Below are 20,334 nucleotides of genomic sequence, written 5' to 3' on the forward strand. Positions count from 1 at the left end.
GAGGTTCCTTCAGAATTATCCAATATCTGCCAAAAAGATTTTTCACTTTTATCAGCAGCAGGGCTACACAGCCTTAAAACCAGCGTTACTCGCTCTTAAGTACATTCACCGGATTTGTCATTGAAATTTTGATGGACTGATAACTGATCGTTCCCAGCGTAATAAGAAGAACCCCAACAACAGTGAATGCAACCGTCACCCATGACATCTCAATGTGATATGCATAACCCTCAAGCCAGCGGTTCATTAAGTACCATCCGATAGGAATCGAAAGTATCAGGGAGGCCAGGATCAGCCGGGTAAAATCTGTAGCCAGCATTACAAATATTCTTGGTACAGAAGCACCCAGCACCTTTCGAATACCAATCTCACGTGTTCGCTTTTCGGCAGTATATGATACCAGTCCGAACAGCCCAAGACAGCTTACAATAATGGCGATTGCTGCAAAAAAGGTGGAAAGACGAGCCGTTCGTTCTTCCGCCTGGTACATGTCACTCCAGTCGTCATCAAGATAATTAAGCTGAAATACCAGATCCGGAAAATTTGATGTCCAGGTACTCTCTGCAATTTCCCTGATACGTTCCTCATTGCCCGGCTTGTACCTGATAAATACCCTGCCGGGATCGCTGGCCAGATAGATCAGCAATGGCTCAATGGCCGTGTGAATAGACTTGAAATTAAAGTTCGCCACGACTCCAATTATGGTAAGTTTGTCATCCCCCGATTCTATTGTTTGTCCGACAGGATAGTCGAATCCCATGATCTCAGCGGCACGCTCATTGATGATCACGCCAAGTGAATCATTTCTGGTAAATCCCCTGCCATCTACAAGTCGCATATTCATGGCCGACATGTAGTGCTCATCAACGCCAAACTGATGAATCAATATGTTCTCATCCGGATTCTTGCCTTGCCAGCTGTACCCGGAAGTACTGTTCATAACATAGCCAGGGTGAATATTCGTAAGACCCGCCGCCAACACCTCGGTTTCATTCCTGAGTTCATTGGTGAAATTTGCAGCTTTATCTAAAGGAACATTAATATACGCCAGGTTATGTTTGTCATACCCAAGGTCAACCTGCTGTATGAACCGCACCTGCTGAACCACCACCAATGTACCGATAATCAAAACAACCGATATTGTAAACTGGGTGATGACAAGTGCTTTTCTGAACCATCCCGCACTTTGCACCGACTGGCCATTATTCTTAAGTGTTAAAGCAGGTCGTGCTTTACTTAGTATTACGGCCGGGTAAAATCCTGCCAGCAGTCCCGTGGTCAGTGCAGCCCCTGAAATGATGAGCAATAATTTAAATCCCCATTCCAAATTCCAGAGAGTTGCAAGCTCAATTTGCTTTCCTGTTATTTCATTAAAATAGGGCAATAGCAGAGTTACGACCCCAATTGCGAGCAATACAGCAATGAATGCCATGAATACAGACTCGCTCAGAAATTGCAACATGAGTTCGGGGCGATTGGCTCCTACCGTTTTTCTCAGCCCTACTTCCTTGGCACGGTTTTCTGATTTGGCCGTGGCCAGATTCATGAAATTAATGCATGAGATTAGGAGGATAAATAAGGCAACCAGAATAAATATTTTCACATAAAGCATTTCGCCCTTTTCAGGAGCCTCAACAACAAAATCAACTTCGCCCAGGTAAATATCCGTGAGGGGTTGAAGGTATATTTCGGTGGATGAGTTTTCCTGATTTTCTTTGATCAGTGAGGTAATCTTATCGTTCAGCGCCGTGGCATCTGAATTTGGGTCCATCTCCACATAGGTATACAGCCAATTAGAACCCCAGCTTTCGCTTCTGGATGGATCAAAGGAAAGATAATATTCAAAATTAAACAGGTATTTGAAGGGCAAATGGGTATTGGCCTTCTGATCAGCCATTATGGCCCGCACCATAAATTCTTCATCATCCAGGTTTAAGGGTTTTCCGACTGCATCCCCATCCGGAAAATATTTCTTTGCAAGCTCCTCCGAAAGTACTACAGCCCGAACATCCTCCCGGAATCCGGTAATGTCCCCCGCAAGAATCTCCACATCAAACATATCCAGGAAGTCAGCATCCGCCATTAACCCGCCGCGCTCATTGAATACCACATCGTCAACCCGGATCTGCATGTCCTGCGGACTCACGCGTGCAGATTTTAACACTTCCGGAAACTGGTCTGATAAAGCTGGCGACAGCGCCGTGGGAGTAACGGCTACCGGAAAAACAGGCTGTCCGGAATAATACTGGTTCTCCACGACACGATATAAATGATCTTTCTTACTGAAATGATTGTCGAAACTCAATTCATCGGTGACGAACAAGGCAATCAGAAAAACAATGGCCAGCCCTGTTGTGAGGCCTGCCAGATTCAATATTGAATGGAATTTGTGTTTTCCGAAGTGGCGTATGGCCACCTTAATATAGGAGCTGATCATAGTGTTGTTGATTATTGAGTTAATGTTCCTTCTTTTTTGAATGTTCCAGTTTTCTTCCCGGGCAACAGCATCAGGTTCCCCAAAGTCCGTCCTTGCTTTTTCGAATGCTTCCTCTACAGATAAACCCTGACCAACCAGGTCATCTATATAATCCCGCATATGCAATTCCAATTCACGAATGGAACCGTGATTAAATGGGCGGTAGCGCCGGAATGAGCGCAACCATTTGTGCATCTCCTTATCCAGATCAAATGTCTCCATCAGGCATCATATTTGGAATCTGACCTTTCCAAACCATATCGAGAACCTCATTCACCTTCGACCACTGTTGTCGTTCGGCTTCCAGCTCGAGTTTTCCTTGCTCCGTGATTTCATAATACTTTCTGGGCCGGCTGTCATCAGACATCACCCAATCCGATACAATCAGGTTTTCCTTTTCCAGCCGGTGCAATACCGGGTAAATCATTCCATCCGACCATTCCATATCTCCGCCAGACATTTCCTTTATCTTTTTAATGATCAGATACCCGTAACTCCGGCCTTGTTTCAGTACTCCAAGAATAATGGGTTTCGTTGAAGCGGCAGTTAAATTTTTTGATAACATATAGTTCTATATACCTTGTAGTACTATGTATTACGTAATGCAATGCATTACGTTTCACTTTCACCCAACTTTTGTTGATTTAATTTATTGAGAGCTCATTACTGGTATGCCTCTGATCGCAATACTTGAAACGCTCAAAAAAAATCAAAAATTTTTGATTGGAATAATTTGAGAATTACACTGTATCAAAAGGGTGCAAATCACAATCTTTCAGAAAGCGCCCCCGAAATAAAAAATATTGCAATAAACTGCCCTATCTCCCTCTAATCGAAGTTTTTCGCCACAATTTCCATTCTTTTAATTGTGGAATATCCGCATTATTTTGAATAATTATTCAACCACTAAGCAGCAAAAAATGAAGACCATTTCACGTCGTACCTGGCTAAAGTCTGGCCTCCTTTCCGCAGGAAGCATGTCACTCATGTCCCACATCAGCATCAGCGAGTCCTTCCGCCATTCTGTAACCACCGATCACCAGGGAAATATCATTCATAGTCCGTTCTTCAAGGAATACCTTCCCGCCAACGTCTATGAAAGACCGGTCCTGAAGGCAAAATTAAATGCCAATGAAAACCCCTATGGTCCTGCGCCGCAGGCCATCGAGGCCTTGAAAAACGCTGCCTCATCAGGAAACCGCTATGCCTGGGGCTCCCTCAGCGAGCTGACAGAAAAAATCGCCGCGAAGGAAAAGGTGGAAACAAAAAACATCATGATGGGACCGGGATCGTCAGACCTGCTGGAAAAAGTAGGCATCGTACTTTTTATGAAACCTGGCAATGTCGTTTCGGCAGATCCCAGCTATATGTCGCTCATCCATGTCGCAGAATCTGTAGGCGCCACCTGGAAACCGGTTCCGCTGGCTTCCGACTGGAGTCATGACCTTGATGCAATGGCCGCGGCTGTCGATGAGAACACAAAACTCGTCTATGTCTGCAACCCCAATAATCCCACCGGCTCCATCACCGATTCCGGCAAGCTCAGGGAATTCTGTAAAACCGTTTCAAAAAAAGCACCGGTTTTCGTGGATGAAGCCTACCTGGAATTCATGGAAGACGGTGCAAAGCAAAGCATGGTATCCCTGGTTGCGGAAGGATATGACGTGATCGTAGCACGTACCTTTTCAAAGATTCATGGAATGGCGGGATTACGGGTTGGCTACATGGTGGCCCAACCGGCACTGATCGAAAAGATCCAGACCATCACACGGGGTGGAATGGGAATAACGCAAACCTCTCTTGCGGCCGCGCTCGCCAGTATGGATGCGGCGGACTTCCTAACCATGTCGCGTGAAAAGAATGCCGAAGTACGGGAATACGTTACGACAACAGTAAAACAAATGGGTTACAAACCTGTCCCATCCTCTACCAGCTTCCTGATTTTTCCTATTGCCATGGATGGCAAAGAGTTTTTGAAAAACATGTATGAAAAACAGGTGGGCGTCCGTGCTTTTGAGTTCATGGACAAAAACTGGTGCCGCGTAAGCATGGGCACCATGGATGAAGCGAAACTGTTTACAGAAGCACTGGCTTCGGTTTTGAGCTGATATGTTCCAGCAATCACTCGTTTTTATATTTCTGATTGTTTTGGGGATCCTCCTTCAAAAGAAGATCTCCGATGCCCGGGAATTAAAAGGGCTGAAAATCATCATTCTCAGTATCGCATTGCCGGCAACCATATTCATTGCGCTGCTCTCCATTCAGTTCGACAGCCGCTATTTATTTCTTCCGCTGGGTGCTCTCGGTTTTAATATCCTGATGCTTGTCCTGGTGAAATATTTTGGCCCTGCTTTCGGATTTAATCCGAATTCCAAAGAACACCTGACCGTTATGATGCTGATACCTTCACTGGCTCCCGGTCTGTCCTGTTTTCCGTTTCTGGCGGAATTTATGGGAGAGGACGGTTTGGCATTAGGAGCCCTCGCAGATGTGGGAAACAAGGTCTTCGTCCTGATCCTGCTCTATCTCCTCGCAATCCATTGGTATCATGGGATGTCGAAGGAAAAATCAACCGGAATGGGGAAATTAAAATCCCTGATGGTCGCCATGATCAATGAGCCCATCAATATGATCATCATCATCGCCCTGGTAATGGTGGCATTTGGCATGAATATGAGCACTTTTCCGGCTTTCCTTCGGGATGGGATCGGAAGGGCTTCGATGATCATGACGCCGCTGATCCTGCTATTCATCGGACTATCCGTACGAATCAAATGGAGAGATTTGAAACAGTTATTCTTTCTGCTCACCTGGCGGTCAGGTGTCGCCTTTATGGCAAGTGCCCTGATCATCGGACTGGTTCCCGCACTCACCCCGACCCTGGCGCTGCTCATTGTGGTTTTTCCGCAAAGCGCAACTAGTTTTTGGCCCTATGCACATATGACCGCCATTAATCAGATGGGCGGCCAGCCGGTTTTTGATACTAAAATGGCTATTTCCGTGCTTGCCTGCTCCCTGCCTTTTTCAACACTAACCATACTGGGCGTGTTTTCATTTGAAAGTTACTTTGTCAACCCCTGGTACCTGGGAGGAATTGGAGCCACCCTTTTCCTTATTTCTTTACTTCCCCGGATTTCCCAGCGTGTTATTGCAATACGCACAAATTCGACACAGGTAACTGAGTCCACCAATTATCAGTACGCTGAGTAAATAAAGCGTTTCCTGTATTTCTTATATTAATGTAGATTTAAGATACAATCAACAGGGTCACATGCTTCGATTATTTCTTATTCTTATCTTCCTTGCCCCGGTTTTCGTCCGGGCACAGGTAAAGCAGGAGACCATCAGCCTGAATCACACTGATCTCTATTATGAAGTTTACGGTTCGGGGGAACCCTTGCTTTTGCTGCATGGCTGGGTACAGTCCGGGTCTTACTGGAAGCCTTTTATTAATGATTTCATGGATACATATGAAGTATATGTTCCAGACCTGCATGGCCATGGAAACTCCGGTATTCTGCGTGATGACTTCAGCATACAATCCGCAGCCATGGATATCCTGTTGATGATGGATAAATTGGGACTTGAGCAAGTCCGTATAATCGGCTTCAGCTTTGGCGGCATTCTCGCACTTGAACTGGCCAACCGTCACCCCGACCGTATTGAAGCCATGGTAGTGATTGGCGCGGTCTATGATTTCAACGGAGCAGAACAGAATCAGGGTGAATTCAACTGGAGAGAACTGCCTCCGGAGTATATCAATTATTTATATGAGATCCATCCAGGAGGTGAAGCTCAAGTGGAAGAACTTTTTTCTTCAGACACTAATTATAAGGTACACATCACACGTGGTGAGCTTCAAAATATTCGGGTAAAGACGCTCGTAATCTCCGGTGATCGCGATACAGTGGCCGGCTGGAAGACCGCTGTGGAGCTTCATGATTTTCTTCCCAATTCCCAACTCTGGATGATTCCCGACAAAGGACATACTCCACTGGATAAATTTAATCACCAGGAATTCGTGAATAATGTATTTACCTTCTTTTCGGAAATGATCCGGTGATGGAATTTGATATTTACACCCCCCTGTACCCCCCCTCGAGGGGGGACGTACTTTCTGCCCACAAGGGGTAACAAACAGCCACTACTGACTATCCGCCAGAGGCGGACGCCTTTGGCGCTGACTACCTACCTACGCTCACGCTCCGGCAGGCAGGCTGACTAAAAAGAGTTACGCTTCCGCTTCTCCCTCTGCACCTTCCAGGTTACCGATCTCCTGATCGATCGTCCAGAGTCCGACGCCTTCTTCGCCAATGATATCGAAAAGCTCGAGGGCCCGACGAGCGAGGGTCTCTTCTTCACGCTGTTCGGTCACAAACCACTGAAGGAAATTGAACGTTGCAAAATCCTTGGTCTGAAAACAATGATCCACTATGCTGTTGATAGAAAGGGTAACTTCAATTTCGTGCTTCAGGATCAATTCAAAGACCTCCCGAAGGCTCTTGAATTTGTGTTTAATGCCGGTAATTTCAGGCTGTAACGCATGTCCGCCAGCATCATTCACGTAGTTAAACAAACGAAGCATATGATCGCGTTCTTCTTCCGAATGTGTGTAAAGAAATTGAGCAGAACGTGCATATCCCTGGGTATCACACCAGGAAGCCATGGATAAATAGTAGGCGGAGGACTTTCCTTCCATCATGATCTGCTTATTCAGCAGCGCTTCTGTTTCTTCTGTGAGAGATCTTCTGGGGGTTACTAATTGTTTGGACATGTTTGTTTCAATTATTTTTATAGCACCAAATTACAAATTCCTGCTGGAAATTATGTGATGATAGTAGCCATAAAACAAGAAAACACAAATCTTCCAGTCCTTCCAACAAATCAAAGTTTCTAACGGAGATTACGGAAAAATGCGAGCATAGATAAATATGGTATTTTTACTTTTTGATATGAATTTGGGCCTCAATTCTGCTAAAGAGACCGGCAAGATGGTTAATTTTAAAATTCAGATAATTGCTGAACCATGGATTCATTACCGGAAAGCCGTACCGTATCGCTCGTTCTCACCAGCTGCAATCGCTTTGATCTTCTTGAAAAGACCCTAAAGAGTTTTTTTGAGTTTAATACCTACCCCATTGCTCAGCATATCATCATTGAAGACAGTCCGAATCGTGATAAACTCCTTCGCGTCCTGGCCAAATTTCCGGATATCGCGTTTATTGCACTGAACAATGACCCCCAACTAGGACAGATGAAGAGTATCGAGCGGGCCTATTCAGAGGTGACCTCTGAATTCATTTTTCACTGTGAGGACGACTGGGAATTTTACCGGAAAGGATTTGTGGAAAATTCAATGGCGGTCCTGGATCATGATGAAAAAATTTCGAATGTCTGGCTGCGCGGATTTGAGGAAATACCTGAAAGCCGGTTCGAAAAAGAGGTGCATACCTGCAAAAGTGCTCCGGTCAAATTTAGGTACGTCTATCCAACCTATACACATCCGAAAAATGGAATCACATGGTATGGTTTCAGCCTGAACCCGGGCCTGCGCCGTTATTCCGATTATTTACTCGTTAAACCGATCTCACAGTTCGACCGGGAAAGTGCGATCGGCAAAGCATATTATGAACTTGGCTACAAGGGAGCCATGTTACTGGATGGTTATGTTCGACATATTGGCTATCACAGGGGAATCCGGTATAAGGCGAATCAGCCCGAATGGTATAAAAACTTTCAGGTGAGGTGGCGAAAGTTTAAAGCGAAAGTGCTAAAAACAACCAGACTCGATTAAGATGAAATATGTAGCCTTGCTTCGTGGAATCAATGTAGGCGGCCATCATAAGGTGCCCATGGCCGACCTTAAAAAATGTATTGCGGAAAATGGTTTCAGCGATATAAGTACGTTGTTGAATTCCGGAAATGTGGTATTCAGCTCAACCGACAAACATGATTGTGAAGAATTACGCGAACACTTCGAGTCTTTTCTTGAAAGCCGGTTCGGTTTTTCCATACCCGTTTTTATCATTCCGGGACATGAAATTGAGTCTCTCACGATGGAGAATCCGTTTGCTACTGTAAACATTACACCGGATACCAGAAATTATGTGACCTTCTTCCGTACCATAATTAATCCATTGCCAAAGCTGCCGTGGACGTCGGAAGACGGCGCACTCCGGTTTCTCAATCGACGGGAGAATATACTGATCAGCAGCCTGGATATATCCGTCACAGGAACACCCGAAGCCATGAAAGTCCTGGTATTTCATTTCAGCAAGGATAACACAACGCGGAACTGGAATACCATTGAGAAATTGAGCAAACTGCTTTGACCTTCAACAAACGAATCGCTTTTAAGGATGGATTAGAAATTAAATTTCTGAATCCTCCTGATCAGTTTTTGAATTCGGTGGATGTGAGAATCCTTCACCAGTTCAGGAAGCCTTTGTTGAAGAATTCCAACGACTTTGGGAGTATCTTCAGCCCTAAGCACTTCAAATATCTTTTCACCGTACTGACCTAATTGATTGTCCGGTGCATTGATCAATTGTTCGCAAAACAATTCAAAGGCATCTTCCCGGTACACTGGAATCTGATAAAGTCCGATGAGTATAACCATGCCATGGTCTTTGGTAACTACTGTTCCGTGTTCTATCCTGTCAACAATCAACGGCAAATGGGCATAAAGCTGGTCGGAAATCAAGGAAGTCATATTCGACAGGGTGATCATCGTGGCCCAGACCGCCCTGTTATGTTTACTTTCCAGGAATGGAAAGACTTTATTAACATGAGGCACCAGCATTTCCGGGGCCAATGCCGATAAATGAGACAGGCACAGAAGAATATCTGTTTTAATCCTGATACCGGCTTCCCGATCCAGGCATGAAATCAAATATGCAAGCCCTTGCTGATCCTGGTTACTGATTAGTTTTTCTGCCAGATTCCGGTTAGGGCCCTGGTCTGCCTTGCCCTGGGCTGTGGATAGTAGATTCAGGAGATCCTGATTTGCCATAATGGACTTTACGAAAATAGTTGATCCGGAGTTGACTGAAAGGAATACATTCACAAATCCCTGATGACGTCAGGAAAGAAAAAGGTCCGGCTCTCAAAGAGCCGGACCGTGGATTCTTAAAGTTCCTTAACCTTGATATTCCTGTACCAGGCCAGGTCGCCATGGTCCTGCAAGCCAATCAGTCCGGATTTGAATTCTCCGTAATCAGGGTAATCCTTCCATTTTCCGGCGGCCTTGCGCTCCTTCCAGTCATCAGACCAGGGCACAAAGGTGATAAGCATCTCACCATTCAGCCAATATTCCACCTTTTCAGGCGTAAAGATTATCCGCGTCGTATTCCATTCGCCAGCAGCCTTTACCTTTTTCTTTTCGGGATCACCGACATACATGCCATAGTCAGCCCCAACCTTTTGCCACTCCTCCAGGGGATCAGGATATCCGATATCATCAAGTACCTGGTACTCCGGAGCTGTCTCATAGGGAGCAGCATATTTTTCGCCTTCCTGCACATGATAGAATATTCCGCTGTTGCCGCCTTCAGATATTTTCCACTCGAGGGATAATTCAAAATTATCAAATTCCTGAGGCGCATAAACGATATCACCTCCGATATCGGTATTGCCGCCGGTTCCCAGGGATTTGAGAGCTCCATCCTCGATTACCCAGTTTCCGGGGAGCCCGGGTTCGCCATTATAACTTCTCCAGCCATCGGCACTACTGCCATCAAACAGCATGATCCATTCAGATTCCTGCGGCATTGCAGCTTCTTCCGTTATTTCCTCCTCTGCTTCTTCTGCGGGCTGACTGTTCTGGCACGCGGAAAAACCCAACAGTATAATTGCCAGTAGATATACATTCTTCATCATTTGTTATTCAATTTTTGTTAAGGTTAAACAAGTTCCATTTTTTCGGGATCCCATTGAAGGAATTTCTTCTGAAAATAACTGTCGTTGCAAAGCAACGCCGGCGCAGCGGCCCGGAATCCAAAAACCGGATCCTCTACAACCGTTCCATTATTCCTGATGGCATTGATAAGATTTCCGTGATGATCGTAATGTGCACCCTTCCATCCATCTTCAGCCCTGTAGACCATTTCCCGGGGAGGGAGAATCTTTTTCCTGTCGGATATTTCAATTCCCGCCCGCTTCATTTGCTCTATTTCAAACGGATCATCTGTTGATACCTCGTTTCGCTTAAGAACAACCTCTTCCCATTTTACATCCATTGACCCCTTGCTTCCAACTATTCTTAAATATGTCGTTCCACTTGTTCCATCAACGAAATTACAGCGGAGAGAAAGGTTGAAGCCCGGATGCTCTCTGGCTTCAGGATATGTAAACGTTCCTAACAGAACATCAGGTACTTCCCGCCCGTCTTTCCAGTATCTTAATCCGCCCTGAGCACTAATAACGTTAGGCCCCTTCGATTCTGTAATGAAATGCAGACTTGAAAACAGATGTACAAACAAATCGCCGGACATACCCGTGCCGTAATCAAGATAATTTCTCCAACGGAAAAACCTCATGGCATCAAATTCGCGCTTTGTCGTATTTGAGATGTACCGGTCCCAGTTCACCGTTTCTGGTGAGGCGTCCTCCGGAATGTAATACTGCCATGCTCCTACCGGTGAATGACGCGCCCAAAAACCTTCCGCATAATTAATATCGCCGATTGCACCCTGTGCCAGTAATTCACGTGCCTTTTCATTTCCAAGTGAGGACAAGCCCTGGCTTCCGACCATGAAAATCTTGCCCGATTTTTTCCATGCATTGATTAACTCATGACCTTCCTTCACACTATGGACCATGGGTTTCTCACAGTATACATGTTTACCGGCATTCAAGGCATCAATAGAAATTTGTTTATGCCAGTGATCTGGTGTCGCGATAATCACTACATCAATATCCTTTCTCTTCAGAATATCCTCATATTTATCTGTAGTAAACAACGTTGATCCCCATGACTTTTTAGCTTCCTCGAGCCGACCTTTATACAGATCACACACGGCCACCAATTCAACGCCCTCGTGTTGGAGCATCGTTTTGGTATTCTCGGTTCCCATAATTCCTGCGCCAATCAATGCATACCGGAGCACCTCCTTATCCGCAGACCTGTATTTCCTGTTCAGAATCTCAAATGCAGGATTCTTTTGTCGGGCAGCCACAGGTATCGAAACCAGGCTCATACCGGCGAGTCCGGCAGCTTTAATAAAGGACCTTCTGTTCTTTTTCTTTTCTGTCATGATCCCCCCTCCTGTTATAATTCTTTTACCATAATATTCCGCCATTTCACCTTGATGCCACCGCCATCATGGATCTGAAGTGCAATGGAACCGACACCAGCGCCAATTTTCTCATCTTCCAGAGTTACCATTTGCTTGCCGTTCAGCCAGGTTGTTACAGTTGATCCTGTAACTTTTATGCGCATGGTATTCCAGTCACCCATTTTTAACGCCTTATCGGCTTTTTTGTCAGGCTTAATAAGCCAGCCCCTGCCGTAGCTTTCATAGATTCCTCCCGTATCATGTCCCGGAGGGGCAACTTCCACCTGCCAACCCGTGATCTTGGTTCCCTCGATCGTTGATCGGAAAAAGACACCACTGTTGCCATCGGCTTCCTGTTTGAATTCCAGGGTAAGTTCGAAATCCTTATAAAATTTATCAGTGGCAAGATAACCGTATTGTGCATCCGGGCCACTTTCACATACGAGCAGGCCATCTTCAACATACCACTTTTCTGTTCCGTAAATTTCCCACCCGTCAAGGTTTTTTCCATTGAATAGTGAGGTTTCCCTGCTCTGCCAGGCCACAAGGATGACAGAACTGATTAAAACGAGAATGATTCGACTCTTCATAATGTATCAATTATTAGTTCATTATTTCTTTTGGCTTAAGATATGCGATCCATTTGAAAATCAGAAATGGCAATGTGATAACCGGTTAAATAGATTTCCAACATTCATCAACCCCAAAAGACGGATAACATCAAAAACAGGGAATGTCGGTCATCCGACAATCGTCGAAAAAGAATTTCAGAACTGAACCCTATCCGGCATGCTTCTGTTAACCAACATAATATGAAAACCATGACACACATCCGGCGGGAAACAGATCAGGAAATCTGGCAACGCTACCTCGATCAGGGACAAAATTTTCATACATATTATGAAGAGCTCGTGACCCTGGCCAAGGCTGTAAAAGCAGGAGAGATGACCCATGATAAATATGCCCACTACTACCCACTGAATCTTCAGCGTATGAAACGGGGTGTCAGGCAGGTCGTTCCATCTGAAGAAATTATTCAATTAGTTGATGCCCTGGACAAAAAGATATACTGGATTGTTTTAACGGCACAGTGGTGCGGAGATGCCGCACAGACCCTGCCATTGTTTCACAAGATAGAACAGCTCAATTTGGATAAAATTAAGCTGGTGATGCTGGAAAGAGATGAATACCCTGAATTGATGGACCGGTTTCTCACCAATGGCGGACGTGCCATTCCAAAATTGATTCAGCTCAATGATTCTTTTAAAATAACGGCCACATGGGGACCCCGGCCCCACCCGGCTCAGGAACTCGTCATTAAGCTGCGGGAAAATAACCTTCCGTACGCCGAGGAACTCCACACATGGTATGCCGTTGACCGCTATAAATCGCTTCAGACCGAGGTATATGAATTATTGAAGCAACATCAAAAGTAATTTGTTCTTTCAGAGAATCAGAAGAACATAAAAGTAGATCAGGGTAAAGACCGACAGAAATACAAGACCTGCAATGGCGAGTTTCTTCAGCCAGGGCGGAGGCCTGAAATCCTGAAGGATCTCTTTTGAAAAAATCGCACGATAATTAATATAGGCGGCCGCAGGTGCCACCACAAAAGACAAGATCGTTGCGAAATCAACCAGCTGCTTCAGGTTTCCAAGGAATTGAGATATCACAAAGAAACCGCCCAGGGCAACAACGATTACCCACAATGTATACTGCCGGCTGTGCTTTCTCCCTGTGAGAATTTCGGTCAGGCGCGTCATTACCCTCCCATAGCCGTCCAGCACGGTAATACTTGTAGAAAACATCGTACTGAAGGCAGCAATCGCTATAATAAAATAACTCCACTCACCAATCGAATCTGTATACATGCCGATCAGCTGGCCAGCAAAAACAGGTGCACTATTGGATAATTCCGTGCCGGAGCCATAAATCACCATCGCGCCCAGCGACAGAAATATTACCGCCAGCACAGTACTCATAAGATATCCGATATTAAAATCAAGCAATGTTTCCTTCAGCAAAGGTTTATATCCGGTCTGCTTCACGCGCGCCTCAGCCCACAATCCCGTCCAGGTGGAGATGTCCACTGCCGTAGGCATCCATCCCATCAGGGCAACCGCAAAAATTATCCCGGCCGGTGTCATCACTTCAGGCGGGATAAATCCTTCAACGGGTGGTTTGGTACCCTTAAAAACCGCACTGAAAAACGCAACAATCGTTGAAAGGAGCAGTACCACACTCACTACCTTGAGCAACCCATCCAGCGCGGAGTACTGTCCGCTCGCCAGAATTACAATACATATGCCCATTATTATAGCTGCCCAAACATTGGTATCCAGCGACCAGGGCATCAGGTTGCCAAGCAGTCCGGCAGCCACAAAAGTTACTGCCGCCGTTACAATGAACATCGTTATAACGGTAATCAAAGTATACAGCCAGATGATCCATCTCCCCATCTTGGCATATCCATCGAGGATACTCACCCCCGTTGCACCCGTGTACCGCGAGGCAAATTCAAAAAAAGGATACTTGAAAAGGTTGGCGGCAATCACCGCAATTAACAGAACAAATCCGTAATCGGCTCCCGCACGGGTCGATTGTACCAGATGGGACACTCCAATACACATGCCCGCAAAAACGATTCCCGGGCCCAATGCCTGGAAAAAATGCTTCCGGTTTTGACTCATAACCGCGAAAGTTAAGTGATTATGTTACGCGAAACAATACACTAATTCATGCCATATTGACTTATATTTAGCTCGGATATTCAATAAATCTGTCAGATTGGCGCAATTTATCATGATTTTTAGTGGGTTTCCCGAATTGGGACAGAATTTGATATAGGCCTTGTAAAGTAATTTGAAACTAAAATTCTAAAAATATCATGGCACTAGTAAGATACAACCCGTTGAATGATTTCATTCCTGCCACATTCGGTAATCTGGTAGAGAATTTCATTAATGACCGCGTAAGTGATGAGCCTGTATTCATGCCGGCTGTGGACATAGTACGGGAAGACAATCAGATTCTTCTGCACGTTTATGCACCTGGAATGAAGAAAGATCAATTCACTATTGATTTGAACGAACACCAGTTAATAATCGCAGGAGAGCGCACCCTCGATGATGAAGCCCGCAAGAAATTTACCAAAATCGAAAGCCGGTATGGTAAATTCCGCAGGGTATTCAAATTGAATGAGGATATCAACGAAGAAAAGATAACTGCTGAATATCAGGATGGAATATTGAAAATCGTGTTGCCTTTTGAAAAGAAAAAGGAAACTAAGAAGGTCATCCAGATTAAATAATTCAGGATAAACTCAATAAAAAAGCCCCGGGCGGGGCTTTTTTCATTTTAAAATCGTATCAGATGATTTCGCAGCAGGAATTCCTCGTAAGCCTCCTGGTACAGGGGCACGTCGGGAGCGAGATCTATCGCTTCCAAATAACAGGTTAAGGCATCTGCCAGCAGGTTGTTGTACTCAAAATAACCCGCCATAGTAAAACGGCTGATCGCATCATGGCGTTTATATATAGAAGCCATCTGGATAAGTCCCGCTGATATATCCTCGCGATTGTAGCTTCCTAATCGCTTTAGGGCATAGGTTTCTGACTCATACAACTGATCCGGTGTTGAAACTTTGATCAACAAAATGTTTTCCTGACCCAATTGTTGATCAATTTTTAACATCAACTGATTTTCATTTACTTCAAAGACCGCCAGAGACTCCCGGAACATATTGTAAATTTCAACCCGAAAATGATTCTCACCGGCGGGTTTTTCCCAGCTCAATCGAAGGTCATCCTGATAATATTTTCCAGCACCCGGAATATACATTCGAATATGCTCCTTCTGGCGCATATTATCGCGGATGTAGTATCCTGTAGCACCAAGGCGGTTCTTCTTCCCCTCTGCATTCATCCTGCCTAACACATAATCTGCGTATTTATAGGCCGCGTTCGACTTATTTCCTTTTTCCGAGGTAAATACACCATCATACTCATAATACCCTTCGCCCCTGATTTCCGCAGTTCGGCCATGCTCATCGATCAGACTTATGTAGGCATTTTTGCCCAGGATAAATGTTTCCACACCCTTCAATGACATCCCTGTTACCGGGATTTTCACATCCATGCCATTTACGATCTGAACTTCACCCTTGGAGGCGATTAAACGTGCAGTCTGTGCTCGTAACTCACCATCCAAACCATTCAGAAATAGCAACAATACCCCTAAAACGCTCAAAAATCTTTTCATCACACAAAAAAGTTGGGTTCAGGAGTAAATACCTGTTTTCAAATGAAGGTAAACGGCTTCATTCATTACAACGACTTCATTCATCGAAAAACAGGACCTCTTTCGGCAGATTTTAACAGAATAAGCTATCTTCAACAAATCAAAGAAATTGTGATGCCTGCAAAATTTTCCAGACTTTCAGCCGACGACTATTTTAATGGAATACGTGCGGGAGACCGCATGATACTCAGCCGGGCGATCACCCTGGTCGAAAGCACATTACTAACAGACAAAGCGATCTCCGATGATCTGCTGGAAAGAATACTTCCCTTCACGGGCCAGGCGAGACGAATCGGAATTACCGGAGTTCCGGGCGTTGGAAAAAGCACGTTTATTGAAAGGTTCGGTCAGCTTCTTGTCAGAGAAGGAGAAAAATTAGCCATTCTCACGATTGATCCCACCAGCAGCAAAAGTCACGGAAGCATTCTGGGGGACAAAACCAGAATGGATGTTCTTTCAAAATTGGAAGAAGTGTATATCCGTCCGTCTGCTGCAGGCAGTGCCCTTGGCGGTGTTGCCAACGCGACACGGGAAGCAATGCTCCTTTGTGAAGCCGCAGGTTTTACGACGATATTGATAGAAACGGTAGGCGTCGGGCAATCCGAAACATCCGTACGAAACATGGTGGATTTCTTTTTGCTGCTCATGCTTGCCGGAGCCGGGGACGAGCTGCAGGGTATAAAAAAAGGAATTATGGAAATGGCTGATGCGATCGCCATTACCAAATCAGACGGTGCCAATATTCAGGAATCCGAAAAAGCCAGGATATCATATCAGAATGCCCTGCACCTGTTTCCGCCTGATGAAAGCGGCTGGATTACCGAAGTCCTCACCACCTCGGCGCTGGATGGAGCCGGATTTGAAGAGATCATCGGAGTAATTAACCGGTATTATGAACATATGGAATCCTCCGGAAGGTTGTCTGCTTTGCGAAACCATCAGAAGATTCAGTGGTTAAATGATTTAATAGATTACCTGCAGCGACGGCAATTCTTAGCGACCCCTGGCATGAAAGAGGCATTGAAACTTCAGGAACAGGCAGTTCTGAAGGGAACAACGTCACCCTACAAGGCGGCCAGAACCCTCGTAGAACTTGCGTGGAATGTATAACCAAATGATCAGATATATTATCGTATTCCTCGGAATAATTCCCATCATCAGCTGTAACCCCAAGCCTGAACAGGCTTCTCAACCTGAAGAAGGCCAGCTGCAATTTAAATACGCCAACGGGTTTCGTGTCTTCCAAATCCGTGAAAATATTTACCGCGTTTTCATCGACAGACCGTATCAGGGATCTACGAATTCCCTCGAATATCTCCTGGTTCCGGAAGGTGAATCAATTCCCGATCATGATCAGGATGTAACGGTTATTAAAACACCTGTAAAACGAATTATTTGTACCTCCACAACACACATTCCCCTTCTCGATTATCTGAACGAAACCCAGGCGCTCATTGGGTTTCCTACGCCTGATTACATCAGTTCTCCCGCCATGCGCGCACGTATCGACAGCGGCCTGGTGGAGGACCTGGGAATCGACAAATCGCTGAATGTTGAAATGGCACTCGAGCTCAATCCCGATGCCGTCATGGCATATACAATGGGAGGAGTCAGCGAATCTATCCTCAAGCTCAGGGAATTAAATATCCCCGTACTCATCAATGCGGAATACCTGGAAGAACATCCGCTTGGAAGGGCTGAATGGATACGGCTTGCCGGACTCTTATTTGACAAAAAAGACAGGAGCGATTCGGTTTTCACCGCAATTGAAAAAAGATATATTGATTTACAGAAAATTGCCGGACAAACAGACCTGAGACCTTCGGCATTCAGCGGAGTGATGTATGGCGATACCTGGTTTCTTCCCGGGGGAAATAATTACGCAGCACGGCTCATGAAGGATGCCGGGATCGAATATCTCTGGAATGATAATCCCGAAAATGGCTACCTCGAATTAAGCTTCGAAACGGTGCTCGACCGTGCGGTGAATGCCGATCTCTGGATAGGTGTGGCTTCATTCACGTCGCTGGATCAACTTGGCGCAGAAGATTCCCGGTATACCTTATTCAGTGCATTTGAGAATGGACACGTATACACCTATGATGCACGAAAAGGCGCCCTGGGCGGAAGTGAATTCCTCGAGTTGGGATATTTAAGACCCGACATTATCCTTGCTGATCTGATAAGGATCGCCCATCCCGAAATATCCGGACTTGATTCGATGTATTTCCATGCTAAATTGCAATAATGAAGCAGCCATTCAAATGGACCATATTAGCCATCATTTTAATCATACTGGCCTTTTCAGGCTTGTTGCTGGGTAGTGTGCATATTCCGGCTGCGGAAATTCTTTCCATTTTCCTGAACAGCGAACCCGTTTCGGGCGCACACAGTCATATCATCCTCGATCTTAGGCTGCCAAGGATCATCACGGCAATACTGGCAGGAGCAGCCTTATCTGTAAGTGGTATGCTGATGCAGACCCTGTTCAGGAATCCGCTTGCCGGCCCGTTCGTACTGGGTATCAGCAGCGGCGCAAGCCTTGGTGTAGCATTCCTTATTCTTGCCGGATCCGGACTTTCGATCGCATTTATCATATCCGGCTGGGCACAGGCAATTGCCGCAGCAAGTGGGGCGGTAGCCGTATTGCTACTCACACTCACCATAGCAATGCGTATTCGCGACGTTATGTCGCTGCTCATCATAGGGTTGATGTTCGGGAGTCTTACAGGCGCGATCGTCAGCCTCCTCCAGTTCTTCAGTACCGGAGAAGAAATACAACTTTTCCTGATGTGGACATTCGGAAGTCTCGGCGGACTGGATTACAATGAATTAAAGGTGTTGGTGATTTTTGTTGTCGCAGGACTCTCCCTGGCGTTCATTATGATTAAACCGCTCAATGCTTTTCTGCTGGGTGAACGCTATGCAGAAAGCATGGGGATTCCCATCGCACGGATACGAATAATTGTCATCCTCAGCACCGGTCTGCTTGCAGGGGCTGTTACGGCTTTTTGCGGACCGATCGCTTTCATCGGTCTGGCAATCCCGCATTTTACACGTCTTTTCTTTAAGACATCCAGCCACCAGATCCTTATCCCCGGATGTATGTTCATCGGCTCGATTGCCATGCTGCTATGCGATCTGCTGGCTCAACTTCCGGGCAGTCAGTACGTGCTTCCCATCAATGCCGTGACCTCACTGATCGGTTCACCGGTTGTGATATGGCTTGTTCTGAAACGCGGAAATTTAAGTAAGGCATTTTGAATAAGACTCCCATCATATCGGCCAGGGATCTGCAGATCGGTTACGGAGAACAGGTTGTCCTCTCTGATATCGGAATTAATTTGCGCGAAGGGCAGCTCACTTGTTTCATGGGGCCGAATGGCTCCGGTAAATCCACCTTGTTGCGCACCATATGCGGACTGCAACCTCCTTTGAAAGGCGATGTATGTTATCAGGGAAAATCGATCAGCACCATTCGGCGGCAGGATCGTGCATTTATGTATTCTGTTGTGCTTACCGACCGCCTCACTTCCGACTACATGACCGGCCGTGAACTTGTTGCTACCGGCAGACTTCCGCATACCGGCTGGCATGGATTGTTGTCTGAAGAGGATAATCAGAAGGTAGATCACGCATTGGAAATTACAGGTACCACCCATCTTGCAGACAAATGGTTATTTCGATTGAGCGACGGACAGCGGCAAAAGCTGATGATAGCAAGAGCCCTTTGCCAGGAAACACCGATTATAATTCTTGACGAGCCAACTGCGCACCTTGACCTGAATAACCGGGTGTCCATTGTAAACCTCCTGCGTAATCTCGCTCATGAGCATAACCGCTCGGTCCTTATGGCGACCCATGAACTGGACCTGGCTCTTCAGCTCGCCGATCGGCTGTGGCTTGCAGAACCAGGGAAATCGGTTCTCGAAGGCATCCCCGAAGATCTTGTTCTTGACGGGAGGCTCGATCAGGTATTTCAATTCAAGGGCTACGACTTAAAATCAGGGCAGGTTGAAACCAAAAAGACAGGACGCGAAGTGCGGCTTACTGGAAGCGGCTCCCTTTATCTGTGGACAAAGAATGCCCTGGAACGCAACGGATATGAGGTTAATCAACTTGCCGAATTGCTTATAAATGTGCCACAGTCACCAAATAATCTACGGTGGGAATTGAATAATAAACACTATGAAAGTCTCGAGGAAGTCATTCATGCCCTCACAGATATCTTCAATAGCCGGAACGATTGAATCCCCCCTTCTACCTCCTGAATGTCTGGATAGA

20 protein-coding genes are annotated in these 20,334 nt (G+C 45.7%); 11 read left to right on the top strand and 9 right to left on the bottom strand.

Annotated elements, in window-relative coordinates; translation table 11 throughout:
- Positions 1 to 85 precede the first annotated feature (85 nt).
- Both LDX50_RS04510 and LDX50_RS04515 read right to left on the bottom strand, forming a co-directional pair.
- Positions 86 to 2,698, bottom strand: coding sequence for an ABC transporter permease (locus LDX50_RS04510; RefSeq protein ID WP_225697217.1), 2,613 nt, complete (start codon positions 2,696 to 2,698; stop codon positions 86 to 88).
- Entirely contained in the window at positions 2,685 to 3,041 is a 357-nt protein-coding gene (locus LDX50_RS04515; RefSeq protein ID WP_225697218.1) for a PadR family transcriptional regulator, read from the bottom strand. Before LDX50_RS04515 ends, LDX50_RS04510 begins: the two co-directional genes overlap by 14 nt.
- Before the next feature lie 355 nt (positions 3,042 to 3,396).
- On the opposite strand from LDX50_RS04515, the gene LDX50_RS04520 reads away from it, so the two are divergent.
- The 3 genes from LDX50_RS04520 (at position 3,397) to LDX50_RS04530 (ending at position 6,539) form a co-directional block, all read left to right on the top strand.
- A complete protein-coding gene (locus LDX50_RS04520; protein WP_225697219.1) occupies positions 3,397 to 4,584 on the top strand; it encodes a pyridoxal phosphate-dependent aminotransferase in 1,188 nt (395 codons plus the stop codon).
- Position 4,585: 1 nt separating this feature from the next.
- Positions 4,586 to 5,686: an AEC family transporter gene (locus LDX50_RS04525; RefSeq protein ID WP_225697220.1), complete on the top strand. Its 1,101-nt coding sequence runs from the start codon at positions 4,586 to 4,588 to the stop codon at positions 5,684 to 5,686.
- A gap of 61 nt (positions 5,687 to 5,747) precedes the next feature.
- A complete protein-coding gene (locus tag LDX50_RS04530) occupies positions 5,748 to 6,539 on the top strand; it encodes an alpha/beta fold hydrolase (protein ID WP_225697221.1) in 792 nt (263 codons plus the stop codon).
- A gap of 168 nt (positions 6,540 to 6,707) precedes the next feature.
- Here the strand turns inward: LDX50_RS04530 and LDX50_RS04535 are convergent, their stop codons facing one another.
- Positions 6,708 to 7,250 (bottom strand): ferritin, encoded by a 543-nt coding sequence (locus tag LDX50_RS04535; protein ID WP_225697222.1) that lies wholly within the window; start codon positions 7,248 to 7,250, stop codon positions 6,708 to 6,710.
- 252 nt (positions 7,251 to 7,502) lie between these two features.
- On the opposite strand from LDX50_RS04535, the gene LDX50_RS04540 reads away from it, so the two are divergent.
- Positions 7,503 to 8,270, top strand: coding sequence for a glycosyltransferase (locus LDX50_RS04540; protein ID WP_225697223.1), 768 nt, complete (start codon positions 7,503 to 7,505; stop codon positions 8,268 to 8,270).
- A gap of 1 nt (position 8,271) precedes the next feature.
- A complete protein-coding gene (locus tag LDX50_RS04545; RefSeq protein WP_225697224.1) occupies positions 8,272 to 8,808 on the top strand; it encodes a DUF1697 domain-containing protein in 537 nt (178 codons plus the stop codon).
- 32 nt (positions 8,809 to 8,840) lie between these two features.
- Here LDX50_RS04545 and LDX50_RS04550 read toward each other — a convergent pair whose 3' ends face one another.
- The 4 genes from LDX50_RS04550 to LDX50_RS04565 all read right to left on the bottom strand — a co-directional run bounded on the left by LDX50_RS04550 (position 8,841) and on the right by LDX50_RS04565 (position 12,341).
- Positions 8,841 to 9,488: a hypothetical protein gene (locus tag LDX50_RS04550; protein ID WP_225697225.1), complete on the bottom strand. Its 648-nt coding sequence runs from the start codon at positions 9,486 to 9,488 to the stop codon at positions 8,841 to 8,843.
- 116 nt (positions 9,489 to 9,604) lie between these two features.
- Positions 9,605 to 10,354: a 3-keto-disaccharide hydrolase gene (locus LDX50_RS04555; RefSeq protein ID WP_338029990.1), complete on the bottom strand. Its 750-nt coding sequence runs from the start codon at positions 10,352 to 10,354 to the stop codon at positions 9,605 to 9,607.
- A 23-nt stretch (positions 10,355 to 10,377) separates the two neighbouring features.
- A complete protein-coding gene (locus tag LDX50_RS04560; RefSeq protein WP_225697226.1) occupies positions 10,378 to 11,730 on the bottom strand; it encodes a Gfo/Idh/MocA family protein in 1,353 nt (450 codons plus the stop codon).
- A 14-nt stretch (positions 11,731 to 11,744) separates the two neighbouring features.
- Positions 11,745 to 12,341 carry a 3-keto-disaccharide hydrolase gene (locus LDX50_RS04565; protein ID WP_225697227.1) on the bottom strand — a complete coding sequence of 199 codons (597 nt, stop codon included), beginning with the start codon at positions 12,339 to 12,341 and terminating at the stop codon, positions 11,745 to 11,747.
- Positions 12,342 to 12,563: 222 nt separating this feature from the next.
- Between LDX50_RS04565 and LDX50_RS04570 the strand changes: the two genes are divergently transcribed.
- Entirely contained in the window at positions 12,564 to 13,187 is a 624-nt protein-coding gene (locus LDX50_RS04570) for a thioredoxin family protein (protein ID WP_225697228.1), read from the top strand.
- 9 nt (positions 13,188 to 13,196) lie between these two features.
- Here LDX50_RS04570 and LDX50_RS04575 read toward each other — a convergent pair whose 3' ends face one another.
- Positions 13,197 to 14,441, bottom strand: coding sequence for an NRAMP family divalent metal transporter (locus tag LDX50_RS04575; RefSeq protein WP_225697229.1), 1,245 nt, complete (start codon positions 14,439 to 14,441; stop codon positions 13,197 to 13,199).
- Between the two features lie 197 nt (positions 14,442 to 14,638).
- Between LDX50_RS04575 and LDX50_RS04580 the strand changes: the two genes are divergently transcribed.
- A complete protein-coding gene (locus LDX50_RS04580) occupies positions 14,639 to 15,061 on the top strand; it encodes an Hsp20/alpha crystallin family protein (RefSeq protein ID WP_225697230.1) in 423 nt (140 codons plus the stop codon).
- Between the two features lie 47 nt (positions 15,062 to 15,108).
- On the opposite strand, the gene LDX50_RS04585 is transcribed toward LDX50_RS04580, so the two are convergent.
- On the bottom strand, positions 15,109 to 16,011 hold the full coding sequence (locus LDX50_RS04585; RefSeq protein WP_225697231.1) for a hypothetical protein: 903 nt from the start codon (positions 16,009 to 16,011) through the stop codon (positions 15,109 to 15,111).
- A gap of 42 nt (positions 16,012 to 16,053) precedes the next feature.
- Between LDX50_RS04585 and meaB the strand changes: the two genes are divergently transcribed.
- The 4 genes from meaB to LDX50_RS04605 are packed head-to-tail and all read left to right on the top strand — an operon-like array spanning position 16,054 to position 20,300.
- Complete coding sequence (gene meaB / locus LDX50_RS04590) at positions 16,054 to 17,160, top strand: methylmalonyl Co-A mutase-associated GTPase MeaB (protein ID WP_338029991.1); 1,107 nt, start codon at positions 16,054 to 16,056, stop codon at positions 17,158 to 17,160.
- Between the two features lie 4 nt (positions 17,161 to 17,164).
- Positions 17,165 to 18,298, top strand: coding sequence for an ABC transporter substrate-binding protein (locus tag LDX50_RS04595; protein WP_225697232.1), 1,134 nt, complete (start codon positions 17,165 to 17,167; stop codon positions 18,296 to 18,298).
- Positions 18,298 to 19,314, top strand: a complete 1,017-nt coding sequence (locus LDX50_RS04600) for an iron ABC transporter permease (RefSeq protein WP_225697233.1) — start codon at positions 18,298 to 18,300, stop codon at positions 19,312 to 19,314. Before LDX50_RS04595 ends, LDX50_RS04600 begins: the two co-directional genes overlap by 1 nt.
- On the top strand, positions 19,311 to 20,300 hold the full coding sequence (locus LDX50_RS04605) for an ABC transporter ATP-binding protein (protein WP_225697234.1): 990 nt from the start codon (positions 19,311 to 19,313) through the stop codon (positions 20,298 to 20,300). The genes LDX50_RS04600 and LDX50_RS04605 overlap by 4 nt, the downstream gene beginning before the upstream one ends.
- Positions 20,301 to 20,334: the final 34 nt, after the last annotated feature.

This window comes from Fulvivirga sedimenti, from assembly GCF_020328055.1.

Excerpts from the sequence above, each read along its gene's own strand:
- LDX50_RS04535 (WP_225697222.1), bottom strand. The coding sequence starts at position 7,250 with ATGTCCAAACAATTAGTAACCCCCAGAAGATCTCTCACAGAAGAAACA.
- LDX50_RS04555 (WP_338029990.1), bottom strand. The coding sequence starts at position 10,354 with ATGATGAAGAATGTATATCTACTGGCAATTATACTGTTGGGTTTTTCC.
- LDX50_RS04595 (WP_225697232.1), top strand. The coding sequence starts at position 17,165 with ATGATCAGATATATTATCGTATTCCTCGGAATAATTCCCATCATCAGC.
- LDX50_RS04540 (WP_225697223.1), top strand. The coding sequence starts at position 7,503 with ATGGATTCATTACCGGAAAGCCGTACCGTATCGCTCGTTCTCACCAGC.
- LDX50_RS04550 (WP_225697225.1), bottom strand. The coding sequence starts at position 9,488 with ATGGCAAATCAGGATCTCCTGAATCTACTATCCACAGCCCAGGGCAAG.
- LDX50_RS04600 (WP_225697233.1), top strand. The coding sequence starts at position 18,298 with ATGAAGCAGCCATTCAAATGGACCATATTAGCCATCATTTTAATCATA.
- LDX50_RS04525 (WP_225697220.1), top strand. The coding sequence starts at position 4,586 with ATGTTCCAGCAATCACTCGTTTTTATATTTCTGATTGTTTTGGGGATC.
- LDX50_RS04585 (WP_225697231.1), bottom strand. The coding sequence starts at position 16,011 with ATGAAAAGATTTTTGAGCGTTTTAGGGGTATTGTTGCTATTTCTGAAT.
- LDX50_RS04520 (WP_225697219.1), top strand. The coding sequence starts at position 3,397 with ATGAAGACCATTTCACGTCGTACCTGGCTAAAGTCTGGCCTCCTTTCC.
- LDX50_RS04545 (WP_225697224.1), top strand. The coding sequence starts at position 8,272 with ATGAAATATGTAGCCTTGCTTCGTGGAATCAATGTAGGCGGCCATCAT.
- LDX50_RS04560 (WP_225697226.1), bottom strand. The coding sequence starts at position 11,730 with ATGACAGAAAAGAAAAAGAACAGAAGGTCCTTTATTAAAGCTGCCGGA.
- LDX50_RS04575 (WP_225697229.1), bottom strand. The coding sequence starts at position 14,441 with ATGAGTCAAAACCGGAAGCATTTTTTCCAGGCATTGGGCCCGGGAATC.
- LDX50_RS04510 (WP_225697217.1), bottom strand. The coding sequence starts at position 2,698 with ATGGAGACATTTGATCTGGATAAGGAGATGCACAAATGGTTGCGCTCA.
- LDX50_RS04565 (WP_225697227.1), bottom strand. The coding sequence starts at position 12,341 with ATGAAGAGTCGAATCATTCTCGTTTTAATCAGTTCTGTCATCCTTGTG.
- LDX50_RS04580 (WP_225697230.1), top strand. The coding sequence starts at position 14,639 with ATGGCACTAGTAAGATACAACCCGTTGAATGATTTCATTCCTGCCACA.
- LDX50_RS04515 (WP_225697218.1), bottom strand. The coding sequence starts at position 3,041 with ATGTTATCAAAAAATTTAACTGCCGCTTCAACGAAACCCATTATTCTT.
- LDX50_RS04530 (WP_225697221.1), top strand. The coding sequence starts at position 5,748 with ATGCTTCGATTATTTCTTATTCTTATCTTCCTTGCCCCGGTTTTCGTC.
- LDX50_RS04570 (WP_225697228.1), top strand. The coding sequence starts at position 12,564 with ATGAAAACCATGACACACATCCGGCGGGAAACAGATCAGGAAATCTGG.
- meaB (WP_338029991.1), top strand. The coding sequence starts at position 16,054 with ATGAAGGTAAACGGCTTCATTCATTACAACGACTTCATTCATCGAAAA.